The organism is Nocardiopsis potens DSM 45234 (assembly GCF_000341105.1).
Lineage (GTDB): Bacteria > Actinomycetota > Actinomycetes > Streptosporangiales > Streptosporangiaceae > Nocardiopsis_A > Nocardiopsis_A potens.
In genome coordinates this window covers 185969-198815 of sequence record NZ_ANBB01000037.1, presented here as the reverse complement: position 1 = coordinate 198815, position 12847 = coordinate 185969, and the positions used below count along the sequence as shown (strand labels likewise).

The 12847-nt window shown below is 75.2% G+C and carries 12 protein-coding genes; 4 read left to right on the top strand and 8 right to left on the bottom strand.

Features of this window, described 5'->3' with window-relative positions; translation table 11 throughout:
• Positions 1–167: 167 nt before the first annotated feature.
• Positions 168–854 carry a potassium channel family protein gene (locus D459_RS0114845; protein ID WP_017593802.1) on the top strand — a complete coding sequence of 229 codons (687 nt, stop codon included), beginning with the start codon at positions 168–170 and terminating at the stop codon, positions 852–854.
• 1 nt (position 855) lies between these two features.
• A complete protein-coding gene (locus D459_RS0114840) occupies positions 856–1551 on the top strand; it encodes a potassium channel family protein (RefSeq protein WP_017593801.1) in 696 nt (231 codons plus the stop codon).
• A gap of 386 nt (positions 1552–1937) precedes the next feature.
• Here the strand turns inward: D459_RS0114840 and D459_RS31670 are convergent, their stop codons facing one another.
• Complete coding sequence (locus D459_RS31670; protein ID WP_017593800.1) at positions 1938–2717, bottom strand: DUF3159 domain-containing protein; 780 nt, start codon at positions 2715–2717, stop codon at positions 1938–1940.
• A 191-nt stretch (positions 2718–2908) separates the two neighbouring features.
• Between D459_RS31670 and D459_RS0114830 the strand changes: the two genes are divergently transcribed.
• Entirely contained in the window at positions 2909–4021 is a 1113-nt protein-coding gene (locus D459_RS0114830) for a serpin family protein (protein WP_017593799.1), read from the top strand.
• Between the two features lie 194 nt (positions 4022–4215).
• Here the strand turns inward: D459_RS0114830 and D459_RS0114825 are convergent, their stop codons facing one another.
• The 3 genes from D459_RS0114825 to valS form a co-directional block, all read right to left on the bottom strand.
• Positions 4216–5019 (bottom strand): DUF3710 domain-containing protein, encoded by an 804-nt coding sequence (locus D459_RS0114825; RefSeq protein ID WP_017593798.1) that lies wholly within the window; start codon positions 5017–5019, stop codon positions 4216–4218.
• A 56-nt stretch (positions 5020–5075) separates the two neighbouring features.
• Positions 5076–5513: a dUTP diphosphatase gene (dut, locus tag D459_RS0114820; protein ID WP_026120406.1), complete on the bottom strand. Its 438-nt coding sequence runs from the start codon at positions 5511–5513 to the stop codon at positions 5076–5078.
• A 151-nt stretch (positions 5514–5664) separates the two neighbouring features.
• Entirely contained in the window at positions 5665–8238 is a 2574-nt protein-coding gene (gene valS / locus D459_RS0114815; RefSeq protein WP_017593796.1) for a valine--tRNA ligase, read from the bottom strand.
• 231 nt (positions 8239–8469) lie between these two features.
• Between valS and D459_RS0114810 the strand changes: the two genes are divergently transcribed.
• A complete protein-coding gene (locus D459_RS0114810) occupies positions 8470–8757 on the top strand; it encodes a DUF4235 domain-containing protein (RefSeq protein ID WP_017593795.1) in 288 nt (95 codons plus the stop codon).
• 37 nt (positions 8758–8794) lie between these two features.
• On the opposite strand, the gene D459_RS0114805 is transcribed toward D459_RS0114810, so the two are convergent.
• The 4 genes from D459_RS0114805 to D459_RS0114790 form a co-directional block, all read right to left on the bottom strand.
• Positions 8795–9628 carry a hypothetical protein gene (locus tag D459_RS0114805; protein ID WP_017593794.1) on the bottom strand — a complete coding sequence of 278 codons (834 nt, stop codon included), beginning with the start codon at positions 9626–9628 and terminating at the stop codon, positions 8795–8797.
• A gap of 217 nt (positions 9629–9845) precedes the next feature.
• On the bottom strand, positions 9846–10142 hold the full coding sequence (locus D459_RS0114800; protein ID WP_017593793.1) for a DUF4193 domain-containing protein: 297 nt from the start codon (positions 10140–10142) through the stop codon (positions 9846–9848).
• 574 nt (positions 10143–10716) lie between these two features.
• Complete coding sequence (locus tag D459_RS0114795; RefSeq protein WP_017593792.1) at positions 10717–12021, bottom strand: sensor histidine kinase; 1305 nt, start codon at positions 12019–12021, stop codon at positions 10717–10719.
• Positions 12018–12671, bottom strand: a complete 654-nt coding sequence (locus D459_RS0114790; RefSeq protein WP_017593791.1) for a response regulator transcription factor — start codon at positions 12669–12671, stop codon at positions 12018–12020. The genes D459_RS0114795 and D459_RS0114790 overlap by 4 nt, the downstream gene beginning before the upstream one ends.
• Between the last annotated feature and the right edge of the window lie 176 nt (positions 12672–12847).

Below are 12847 nucleotides of genomic sequence, written 5' to 3'. Positions count from 1 at the left end.
CCCGGCCCACCGCCCGGCCCTGCCGGACCGCCTTCCCCGCCGCCGAGCGCGGGCGGCGGGCGCGGGTGTACCGTCGGCTGGGGAGCGCCGCCGGCCCGCCCGGGCAGCAGCCCTTCCCCGGTACGGCCCCTCCCCCGTAGGACGCGAGGTCAGGAGCGAGCACGAGCATGCACATCGTGATTCTGGGCTGCGGACGGGTGGGGTCCACCCTCGCGCACGCCCTGGAGGACGCGGGGCACACCGTCGCGGTGATCGACCGCGACCCGGACGCCTTCCGGCGGCTGCGCCCCTCCACCGCCTCGGCCGCGGTGCGCGGCCTCGGGCACGACCGGGAGGTGCTGGTCAAGGCGGGCATCGAGTCGGCGTCCGCGTTCGCCGCGGTGAGCAGCGGCGACAACTCCAACATCATCGCGGCCCGGGTGGCCCTGGAGACGTTCGGCGTCAAGCACGTCGTGGCGCGCATCTACGACCCCCGGCGGGCCCAGGTCTACCAGCGGCTGGGCATCCCGACCGTGGGCACCGTGCACTGGACCGCCGAGACCGTCCTGCGCCGCCTGGTGCCCGGCTCCGACGGGCTCGGCCTGGGGCCGCTCTGGCGCGACCCGTCGGGCAGCCTCACCATGACCGAGGCCCCGCTGCCCGCCGCCTGGCGGGACCGGCGCATCGAGCAGCTGGAGGCGGCGCTGCCGCTGCGCGTCGCCTATCTGGTGCGCGGCGGCGAGATCCTGCTCCCGCGGGGCGATGAGGCACTGCGCGCCGGCGATGTGCTGCACATCCTCGCCCGCGTCGGCGACCTGGAGTCGGTGCAGGCCCGGCTGAACGCGCCGGACCAGGGCGAAGAGCGGGAGGACTGAGATGCGGATCGCGATCGCGGGGGCCGGCGCCGTGGGGCGCTCCATCGCCGCCGAGCTGTGCGGCAGCGGCCACGAGGTGCTGCTGATCGACCGGAGCGCGCGCTCCATCGATGTGGACGCGCTACCCGACGCCGAGTGGCTGCTGGCCGACGCCTGCGAGCTGGCCTCGCTGGACAGCGCCCGGCTGGAGGACTTCGACGTCGCCATCGCCGCCAGCGGCGACGACAAGGTCAATCTGGTCTTCTCGCTGCTGGCCAAGCGCGAGTTCGGCGTGGACCGGGTGATCGCCCGGATCAACGACCCGCGGGACGAGTGGCTGTTCACCGAGGCGTGGGGGGTGGACGAGGCGGTCTCCCCGCCGCGGCTGATCGCCGGGCTGGTGGACGGGGGCCCGGCCGCCCGCGCCGCCGGCGACGGTTCGGACGGCGGTGCGCTCCCCCCGGGGTCCGCCGCCGAGACCGACCTGCTGGAGTTCACCCTGACCGAGGGGTCCCCGCACTCCGGGACGGCCGTCGCCGAGCTGACCCCGGCGCTGCCCGACGGGGTGGTGCTGGTCGCCGTGGTCCGCGACGGCCGGGCCGCCCCGCCCGACCCGGCGACCGCGCTGCGCCCAGGGGACGACCTGGTCTTCCTCGGCGGCGTGGACTCCGCCGAGGAGCTCGGCTCCCTGCTCGACCCGCGGCCCTCCGCCGGCTGACCACCGCTCCGGCCCGCCACCGGGCCGGAGCGGCCCCGCCTCATCGGCCCCGCACCGGCGGGAGAGGGCCCTGCCCTGCGCGCCGGCTCTCCGCCGGAGGCCTCGCGGCCCGCGCGCCCCTTGTCCGCGCCCCCATGTCGCAGGGGTCGCCGGGGCGGCGCCGAGGTGCGCGGGTCCGCTCCCCCACCCTCATCGTCCGTGTTCGCCCGGCTCAGGGGGCGCCGGAGTCTCCGGCCGGTCGGCCCCGGCCGACCGGCCGCACGCGCCCGCCGCCCCGGCGGAGCGGCCGCCGAGGCGCAGAGGCGGAGCAGGACAGGGCAGAGCAGGGCGGGCCCCGCAGAGGCAGGCCCCTCAGTGGCGGAACCCCCGGTCCGCCGGCCGGGACCTCAGTTCGCCGGCGGGGTGCGCCGGTCGGCGCCGGGATCCTCCTCGGACGGGTCCGCCGGCCCGGCGCCGTCGGCCATCGGCGTCTTGCCGCGGGCCAGGATCCAGACCATGGCGGCCAGCGCGGCCACCTGGAGCGGCCAGCCCATCGCGATCTTGGCGATGCCGAGGAAGGCGAAGGTGGAGGCGATGTCGTACTTCTCCGCGGCCCACAGCGGCAGCTGCACCGCGACCCGCACCACGCAGGGCAGCACCAGCAGCCAGGTCAGCCGGGAGCTGAGCCGGACCACCGCCGGGTCGGACCGCCACCCCGTCGGGTCGCCGGTGACCGCGCCGATGAGCAGGCCGATCGCGGGCCAGCGGACCAGGATGCTCAGGGTGAGCACCGCGGCGTAGACCGCGTTGTAGATGATGCCGGGCAGCGCGAAGTCCTCGGCGTCGCCGCTGCGCAGCGCGAACACCGCGGCGATGGCGATGCCGAACAGGCTGTTGAAGACGAACTGCACCGAGGAGCGCTGCGCCAGGCGGACCGCCGCCAGCACCAGCGCGGCGCCGACGCCCACCCCCAGCGCCAGCTGGAGGTTCTGCATGACCAGGTAGGAGACGGTGAAGCCGATCGTGGGCACCGCCGCCTCGACCATGCCGCGCTTGCCGCCGAGCGCCTTGGCGAGCTGAGCGCGGACCACGGCCTCCACCGTGCGCTCGGAGACCTCCTCGCGCTCGGCCGGGGCTCCGCCCTCCGCCGCGCCGGTCTCCTCCGCCGCCCGCTGCCGCTCGGTCATACCGTCCCCGCCCGTCCTGGCCGTGCTCTTCGCGGACACCACCCTAGGGCAACGCCCCGCCGCCCGCTCTGAGTTCCAGGTTAGGCGCCGGGCCCGCACTGGCACCCGTCCGGCGCTCCGCCTACCCTGGCCGCAGACCCGGCCGGAGGCCGTCCGGCGCCCGGCCGCCCCGACCCCGCTTGGAGGCCGCCATGCGCCGACGCCCGCCGCTCCACCCCGACCACCTGGCGTTCGCCCTGGCCCTGGACGCCGGCCTGCGCGGCGGCGAGTCGCACGTCTGGTCGCCCTACTCGGTGGGCGAGGCGCTCGGCCTGGTCGCCACCGGCGCGCGCGGCGCCACCCGCACCGAGCTGGAAGGGCTGCTCGGCCGCGACCTCGGCGCCCACCTGCGCACCCTGGAGGAGGCGGTGGCCCCGGACGGCGCGGGCGGCCCGGAGCTGGAGACCGCCACCTCCCTGTGGGCCCGCGAGGACCTGCGGGTCGACCCCGGCTTCGAGCGCGCGGTCGCCGCGCGCCGCTCGGCGTCGGTGCGCACCGCCGACTTCGCCGGCGACCCCGAGGGGGTGCGCAAGGCCGCCAACGCCGAGGTGGCCGAGGCGACCCACGGACTCATCACCGACCTGCTCCGCGCCGGCGACATCACCACCGCCACCCAGGCGCTGCTGCTCAACGCGCTGTGGGTGCGGCTGCTGTGGACCGACCCGTTCGACCCGGCGCAGACCTCCCCGCACCCGTTCCGCTCCCCCGGCGGCGCGGTGCAGGCGGCGATGATGCACCGCCAGGGCCGGATGCCCTACGCGGAGGCCGGCGGGTGGGCCATGGTGACCCTGGGCAGCGAGCACGACCTCGCCCTGGACGTGCTGCTGCCGCCGGAGGAGGGCGGCGCCCCGCTGCCCGCGCTCACCGCCGAGGCGCTGTCCGGCCTGTACTCCGCGCGCTCCACCGAGGAGGTGCGCCTCTCCCTGCCCCGGTTCGAGATCTCCTCCCGGGCGATGCTCTCCGGCGTCCTCGCCGCCACCGGGGTGCGCACCCTCTTCACCTCCGACGCGGACCTGAGCGGGATCGCCGACCGCCGCCTGCTCGTCGACGAGGTCGTGCACCAGGCGCTGCTCCGGGTGGACGAGCGCGGCGCCGAGGGGGCGGCGGCCACCGCCGTCGTCATGCGCACCATGTCGCTGGTCCCGCCGAAGCCGCCCAGAGTGTTCACCGCCGACCGGCCGTTCGCCTTCGTGCTGCGCCGCCGCTCCGCCGCGCTGTTCCTCGGCGCGATCACCGCCCCCGAGGACCCGGGCCCGGCCGAGTAGCCGCTCTCCGCCGCCGGCAGCGCGGCGGCGCCTTCGCGGTCGTCCGGCCTGACGAGGGCGATCCCGCATCGCCCACGAGCGGGAAGGCCGGCCGGCGCGAAGGAGAACACGGCCCCGGCGGCGGCTCCGGCCGGGTGGAGTGCGGGGCGGAGCGGCCGCCGGGGCCGATGGGAGCAAGGGCGCCGGCCGGAGGGTCAGGAGGCGGGCGGGGCGGTGCGGTCCTGCTCCGCGGAGTCGGCCTCCGGGGCGGCGGTGCCCTCCCCGGGCGCCTCCCCCTCGCCGGGCGCCTCCTGGGCGGCCTTGCGCTGCGCGGCCTGCTGGGCGCGCTGGGCCTTGATCTGCTCCTGGATCTCCTTGGGCACCACGATCTTGAGCATCTCCCGCGGCGGGACCGGCTCGTCGCCGCGGACCACCACGATCTTCTGGAAGACCTCCTCGACCTGGGCCATCACCTCGGGCTTGACCGCGCCCTCGCCCCGGATGACGCCGCGCAGCACCCACCGCGGACCGTCCACCCCGATGAAGCGCATCCGCTGGCCGAGCTGGCGGCCGTCCTCGGTGGTGCGCCCCTCGACCGGGACCAGGGCGCGCAGCTCGGGTCCGAAGGTGCCGTCGAAGTCCTCGACCTTGCCGCCCTGGCCGGTGACCTGCTCGCGCAGCTCCTCGCGGAGCTCGTCCCAGAGCCCGCTGGTCTTGGGCGCGGCGAACGCCTGCACCTGCACCGCGGAGGTGTCGTTGATCAGGGTGACGCCGACGATCTGCTCGTTGCGCATCATGTCGAACCGGATCTGGGTCCGCTCACCCACCGGAACGCGCAGGCACCCCAGGTCGACCCTGGGGTACTCGGGAACGTCCTCGGAGGCGTCCCAGGGGCCCAGGGCGCGGTGCCGGTCGGCCTCCTTGGCCGGCTCCTCCGCCCGGGCGCGGGCGAGCGGCGTCTCCTCCACGGCCTCGGCGGCGCTCTTCTTCTCGCTCTTCTTGCCTCGGCGTCCGAACACGCCTCACACCTCTCCCGCTTGCCGGCCCCCGGCGTGGATCGCCGGGGGCGTCACCGTCATCTGTCGCCGAAACCGCCGGTGGAGCCGAACCCTCCGCTGCCGCGCACCGACTCCGGCAGCTCCTCGGCCTCGACGAAGCGCACCCGCTCCACCCGCTGCACCACCAGCTGCGCGATCCGGTCGCCCCGGGCGAGCTTGACCGGGGTGTCCGGGTCGGTGTTGAGCAGGGTCACCCGGATCTCGCCGCGGTAGCCGGCGTCGATCGTCCCGGGGGCGTTGACCAGGGTCACCCCGCACCGCGCGGCCAGGCCGGAGCGGGGGTGCACGAAGCCCGCGTACCCCTCGGGCAGGGCGATGGCCAGCCCGGTGCGCACCGTGGCGCGGCGTCCGGGGGCGAGCTCGACGTCCTCGGCGCTGACCAGGTCGGCGCCGGCGTCGCCGGGGTGGGCGTAGCCCGGCGGCGGCAGGTCGGGGTCGAGGCGGCGGATGAGCACGTCGACCGGGGCGCCGTCGTCTGCGGGGGCGCCGCCGGCGGTGCCGGATGCTTCACTTCTCACATCCGCCGAGCCTACTGCAGGGCGCCGACGCGGCCGACCCCGCGGCGGCGCCCTCCCGTCCGAGGAGGGCGCCGCCGCGCCGGGCCCGCTACTCGGCGGCCTCGGGCAGGGTCACCTCGACGGCCAGCTCGGTCTCGTCGCCGGGGTGGAACTCCAGCGAGGCGGCCCGGCCGGCGGCGGCGATGTCGCCCTCGGCGACCCCGGCCGCGCCGGCGTTCTTGCCCCGGACCACCACGGCGGCCACCTCGGCCCGCATGGAGAGCTTGGCCTCGGACTTGGCCTTGCGGACGGCGCGCAGCACCTCGGAGGCGGCGGCGAGCACGCCCGGGTCGCCGCCCTGCGCGGCGGCGCGCACCTCGGCGGCCTCCGGCCACCGGGCGGCGTGCACCGAGCCCTCGCGCCACCAGGACCAGACCTCTTCGGCGACGAACGGCAGGAACGGCGCGAACAGCCGCTGCAGCACCGACAGGGCGATCAGCAGCGAGGTGCGGGCCGAGGCCCCGTCGGCGGAGTCGGCGTCGTAGGCGCGGGCCTTGACCAGCTCCAGGTAGTCGTCGCAGAACTCCCAGAAGAACCGCTCGGTCCGCTCCAGGGCCCGGGTGTGGTCGTAGGCCTCGAAGGCGGCGGTGGCGTCCTCGACGGTGTCGGCCAGCGCGGCCAGCATCGCCCGGTCCAGCGGGCGGGTGACCGCGGCCGGGTCCTCCGAGGCGTTCTCGCCGGCCACCGACAGCGCGAACTTGCTGGCGTTGAGGATCTTGATGGAGAGCCGGCGGCCGACCTTCATCTGACCCTCGTCCAGCGCGGTGTCGGTGCCGAGCCGGCCGCTGGCCGCCCAGTACCGGATCGCGTCGGAGCTGTACCGCTCCAGCAGGTCCAGCGGGGTGACGACGTTCCCCTTGGACTTGGACATCTTCTTCCGGTCCGGGTCGAGGATCCACCCGGAGATGGCGGTGGTCCGCCAGGGCAGGGTGCCGTTCTCCAGGTCGGCCCGGACCACGGTGGAGAACAGCCAGGTGCGGATGATGTCCTGGCCCTGGGGGCGCAGGTCCATCGGGAAGACCCGGGAGAACAGGTCCTCGTCGCGCTCCCAGCCGCCGGCGATCTGCGGGGAGAGCGAGGAGGTCGCCCAGGTGTCCATCACGTCCGGGTCGCCGATGAAGCCGCCGGGCTCGCCGCGCCGCTCCTCGGTGTACCCGGCGGGCGCCTGGGAGCTGGGGTCGATCGGCAGCGCCGACTCCTCCGGCAGGATCGGGTCGTCGTAGCGCGGGTTGCCGGCCTCGTCGAGCGGATACCAGACCGGGAAGGGCACGCCGAAGAAGCGCTGGCGGCTGATCAGCCAGTCGCTGTTGAGGCCCTCCACCCAGTGCTCGTAGCGGGTGCGCATGTGCCCCGGGTGCCACTGCAGCTCGCGGCCGCGGGCCAGCAGGCGGTCCCGGATCTCGGCGTCCCGGCCGCCGTTGCGGATGTACCACTGCCGGGTGGTGACGACCTCGAGCGGCTTGTCGCCCTTCTCGTAGAACTTCACCGGGCGGGTGGTGGGCACCGGGTCGCCGACCATGTCGCCGGAGGCGCGCAGCAGCTCCACCATGCGCTCGCGGGCGGTGTGCACGGTGGCCCCGGCCAGCTTCGCGTAGGCCTCGCGGGCGGCCTCGGAGTCCACGCCGGGCGGCGGGTCGGCGATGATCCGGCCGTCCCAGCCGACGATCGGGCGGGTGGGCAGCTGCAGCTCGCGCCACCAGGTGACGTCGGTGATGTCGCCGAAGGTGCAGATCATCGCGATGCCGGTGCCCTTGTCCGGCTCGGCCAGCCGGTGGGCCTTGACCGGGACCTCGACGCCGAAGACCGGGGAGCGCACGGTGCTGCCGAACAGGTCGGCGTAGCGCTCGTCGTCGGGGTGGGCGACCAGGGCGACGCAGGCCGCGATCAGCTCGGGGCGGGTGGTCTCGATGTGCACCGGCTCGCCGCCGTCGCGGTGGAACGCGATCTTGTGGTAGGCGCCGGTGCGCTCCCGGTCCTCCAGCTCGGCCTGGGCCACCGCGGTGCGGAAGGTGACGTCCCACAGGGTGGGCGCCTCGGCCATGTAGGCCTCGCCGCGCTTGAGGTTGCGCAGGAAGGCGCGCTGCGCCGCGGCGCGGGAGCCGTCGTCGATGGTGGCGTAGGTGTGGCTCCAGTCGACGCTGAGCCCCAGCCGGCGCCACACGCCCTCGAAGACCTTCTCGTCCTCGGCGGTGAGCCGCTCGCACAGCTCGATGAAGTTCCGCCGGGAGACGGGGACCTGGCGCTTGGGGTCGGGCTTGGCGGGCGGGGAGAAGTCCGGGTCGTAGGGGATCGACGGATCGCAGCGGACGCCGTAGTAGTTCTGCACCCGGCGCTCGGTGGGCAGGCCGTTGTCGTCCCAGCCCATCGGGTAGAACACGGTCTTGCCGCGCATTCGCTGGTAGCGGGCGACCAGGTCGGTGTGGGTGTAGGAGAAGGCGTGGCCGATGTGCAGCGAGCCCGAGACCGTCGGCGGGGGGGTGTCGATGGAGTAGATCTCGTCGCGGGTCTTGGTGCGGTCGAAACGGTAGACGCCGGACTCGTCCCATACGTCGACCCATTTCGCCTCGATGCCGTCGAGCGAAGGCTTGTCGGGAACGCGGAAGGAACGATCGCGGTTGGTCATAGGGGCAATGGTATTGGCATCGGGCGCCTGCTCGCTCCCGCCTTTCGCAAGGTACGGCGCAGGGCCCGGGGCGGGGTCCGGCACGGCGCCGGGGCGGCCGCGGCGGGCCCTCCCGGGGCGGCCGTGGCAGGATGGGCCCACGGCGGCCTCCGCCGTGGGAACCCCAACATCCGGCCCCTCCCCGCCCGCCCGGGCGCGGAGGGGGACGAGAACGGAAGCGACCGGTATCCGATGTCCAAGAAAGACGGCGACCTGACCGCCACGATCGTCGGGGGCGTCGCCGCGCTGGCGGCGGGCTACGTCGCGCGCAAGGCGCTCACCTTCGCCTGGACCCAGACCACGGGCAAGGAGCCGCCGACCGACCCGGAGTCGCTCGACGTCGGGCTGGGCGAGGCGCTCGGCTGGGCGGTGCTGACCGGCGTCGGCATGGAGGTGGCCCGGGTGCTGGCGGTGCGCGCCGCGCACCGGCGGCTGCTCCCGGCCCACCCCGGCAACGCGCCCATCCTCGAAGAGGGCTGAGCGGAGGGGGCCGGGCGCGGCCTGCGGCGCGGCCGCGTCAGGCGCCGCGGCCCAGCCCCCGGCGCCCCTTCTCCTCCGCGGCCCGGACCGCGGCGGGCGCCAGGTCGCCGCGGATCGCGCGGCCCAGCGCCAGGGTGGCGGTGCGGTTCAGCGTCCCGCCGGCCAGCGCGCCGGTGAGGTAGGGGCCCAGCGTGGTCAGGTGCCGCCCCAGCAGCAGCATCAGGCGCTTGCGCAGCGCCGCCTTGGCCGCGGCGCCGAGCATCACGGTGAGCGACTGGCCCGCCTGGAGCGGGTCGATGCCCCGCCGGTGCGCCCAGGCGGTCACGTACCCGGTGGTCCGGCGGAGCCCGCCGCCCGGGAGGGGCGTCCCGTAGACCTCGTGCAGCTCGGCGATGAGCTTGACCTCGATCGCGGCCACCACCAGCGTCTCGGCGACCAGCTGGGCGGGGGCGGTGAGCAGCAGCGGGGGCGCGGTGAACTGGACCGCGGCCAGCGCCCCGCCGGCGGCGCCGACCGTGGTGGTGGCGTGCGCGGCGTTGCGCACCAGGGTGTCGGCGAGCTCCTCGCCGGTCAGCCCCTTGTGGTGCCGGATCAGCGTCTCGCGGTCGCGGACCGGGATGCGCGGGGCGATCTCCTCGGCGAAGGTGTCGGCCAGCCAGCGCCCGCCGGCGGCGCTCTTCACCCCGGCCGCCCTGGCGCTGCCGGCCAGGGCCTTGGCCAGCCGGGCGACCAGTCCGGCGCGGCGCCTGGGGTCCTCCCCCTCCTCGGAGACGATCCGGCCGACGAGGTCGCCGACGTCCTCCCGCTCGGCCGGGACGAGATCGGTCCCGGGGGCGCCCGGGTCGGGCTCCGGTGCGGTTCCTGCGGACATGGGCCTCCTCGTGGTCGGGGCGGGCTCGGGGCCGCGGGGGTGCGCCCCGCCCTCCTGGCCGGGGAACGCCGGGCCCGCGGCGGGAATTCCGCTCAGGCCGGGTCCGGCCTTCCGGGGCGCGGCGCCCCGGAAAAGGAAGATGCGCCCCCCGAAGGGAGCGCATCCGGGATCAATGGTGCGCCGACCGGCGAAGCGCTGAGGAGGAGGCCCGCCCGTCTCAGGCGCACTCCTTGCAGACGAGCTGGCCCTTCCGCTCCTCAGCGAGCTGGCTGCGGTGGTGCACCAGGAAGCAGCGCGAGCAGGTGAACTCGTCGGCCTGGCGCGGAAGCACCCGGACGGCCAGCTCCTCGCCCGACAGGTCGGCGCCGGGGAGCTCCATCCCCTCGGCGACCTCGTCGGGGTCCACGTCGATGGTGCCGGTGCCCTTGTCGACGCGCCGCGCCTGCAGCTCCTGCAGGCTGTCCTCGTTCATGTCCTCGTCGGTCTTGCGCGGGCTGTCGTAGTCGGTCGCCATCTGCTTGCTCCATCCCCCTCGTTCTGTGCCTCGTCGCGCGGGTGTAACGCGCGAGAGTCGGATCTTGTGCCCGGTCGGCCGGAAAACCTTGGCGGCGTAAGAGGACTGTGACCCCTCCCGAGTGTCCTCACACCGGGTGGCGACCCAGGTTGGCCGGACCCGGCCGCGCTCCGCGCGCCCGTGAGCGGCCCGCTCCCCGTTCCACTCTTGCTACCCAACATCGGAAGGGTCTCGACCCATTCCTCCCCGCGGGTTCCCCCGCGTGCGCACACGGGCCGCGGATCGGTGCGATGTTCGAGGTGAGAGTGGAAACGCTCGCGCAATGAGGTGTTCCCTCCGCGTTCACGCCCGGGAGAGCATACCCACCCCGCAGACCCGCCGGGACCAGGGGTGGCCGTGTCGTCGGACACGTATAGATATCACGGAAGCAGGGCCGGTGCAGCCCGGCCCGGCGCACCGGTGCGCGCCTCCCCGGTGATCTCGGCGCCGCGGCCCCGCCGGAGCGCTCCGCCGCCCCCGCGGCGCCGGGGCCGCCGGGCCGGGAGGGCCTCCCCCGCCGGGGCCGGCCGCGGTTCTAGTCGCGGGGGGAGGGGAAGGCGACGGTGACCACCAGGCCGCCCCCGGCCCGGGGCCAGGCGCTGACCGTGCCGCCGTGCGCGCGCACCACCGAGCGGACGATGGACAGCCCCAGCCCGGCGCTCTTGCCGGAGGCCACCCGGTTCCCGGTGGCCCGGCGGAACGGCTCGAACAGCCCCTCGATCTCGTAGCCCGGGACCACCGGGCCGGAGTTCTCCACCTGCACCGCGGGGGCGCCCTCGTACATGCCGGTGCGCACGGTGATCTCGCCGCCCTCGGTGTTGTACCGCAGGGCGTTCTCCACCAGGTTCCCCACCAGCCGCTCCAGTAGCACCGGGTCGCCGGTGACGGCCGCGGGGCGCAGGTCGGTGCGGGCGGTCAGCCCGGAGGAGTCGATCTCGGCGGCGTGCTGGCTGAGCACCGTCTCGGCGACCTCGCCCATGTCGACGGCGGTGCGCACCTCCAGCTCGCGGTCGCTCTTGGCGAGGAAGAGCAGCCCGTCGATCAGCCGCTCGTGCCGGGAGTTGGTCTCCAGCAGGGTGCGGCCGACGCTCTTCAGGTCGGCGGAGGCCTCGGGGTCGCTCAGCGCGACCTCCAGCAGGGTCCGGTTGATCGCCAGCGGGGTGCGCAGTTCGTGCGAGGCGTTGGCGACGAACCGGCGCTGCCCGTCGAAGGCCCGGTCCAGCCGCTCCAGCATCGCGTCGAAGGTGTCGGCGAGCTCGCGTATCTCGTCGTCGGGGCCGCCCAGCGCGATCCGCTCGTGCAGCGAGCGCTCGGAGAGCCGGCGCGCGGTGCGGGTGATCTTCTGCAGCGGGGAGAGCGCCCGGCCGGCCACCGCGTAGCCGAGGCCGACCGCGAGCAGGCCCACCAGCGCCAGGGCCAGCACCGAGAACCGGGTGAGCTGGGCGAGCAGCTCCTCGATGAACAGGCTCTTGATGAAATCGACCTCGGAGGGGTCCATCTCCTGGCCGTTGCTGCTGCGGAAGGGCAGGTTGTCCAGTACGCCCGCGACGATGACGTAGTTGAGCAGCACCAGCAGCGAGCCCGCCGCGAAGAACAGCATCCCGTAGATGAGGGTGAGCCGGGCGCGCAGGCTCATGTTGTCGGTGAACCGGTGCAGGCCGTCGGCGACCGAGCCGCCCAGCTTGCTCCCGGACGCCGGGGCGGGGGCCTGCTGCGGGGCGCTGAGCCTGCGCCAGGTCCCGGTCTCGCCGGGCGGGGTGGGCGGCACCTCGCCCGGGCCGGCCGGGGCGACCGGCTCGACCCTGGGCCGGTCGGCGCCCTTGCCCGCCGAGGCGCTCACAGCCGGTACCCCGCCCCGGGGACGGTCTGGATGACCGGCGGGTCGCCGAGCTTCTTGCGCAGCGTCATCACGGTGACCCGGACGACGTTGGTGAACGGGTCGGCGTTCTCGTCCCAGGCCTTCTCCAGCAGCCCCTCGGCGCTGACCACGGTGCCGTTGGCGCGCATCAGGACCTCCAGGACCGCGAACTCCTTGGGGGTGAGCGGCACCTCCCGGCCGTCCCGCTCGACGACGTGGTTGGCCGGGTCGAGGGTGATCCCGCTGCGGCTGAGCACCGGCGGCAGCGGCGGGACCGCGCGCCGGGACAGCGCCCGGACCCGGGCGACCAGCTCGGCGAAGGCGAACGGCTTGGCCATGTAGTCGTCGGCGCCGAGGGTGAGGCCCTCGACCCGGTCCTCCAGGCCGCCGGAGGCGGTGAGCATCAGGATCCGCCCCGCGTAGGAGCGGTCGACCAGGGCCCGGGCGACCTCGTCGCCGTGCACTCCGGGCAGGTCCCGGTCGAGGACGACCACGTCGTAGTCGTTGACGTCGGTCCGCTCCAGGGCGCTGTCCCCGTCGTACACCACGTCGACCGCCATGGACTCGCGGCGCAGACCGACCGCGATCGTGTCAGCGAGGACCTGCTCGTCCTCCACCACCAGTACGCGCACTTCGCCCTTCGCTCCCAGCGACCCGGATGAGAAAAAAGCCGCTGCCGGCGCATCCCCCAACACACCGGCAGCGGCGTCTTCGACCCCGGACGCACTGTCCTTTGTCGCACGGCCCGAATAAGGACGGAGTAAGCGCCCGCCTCAGGCGGGGCCGGGGCTCCGTCCGCTCCGGCAAA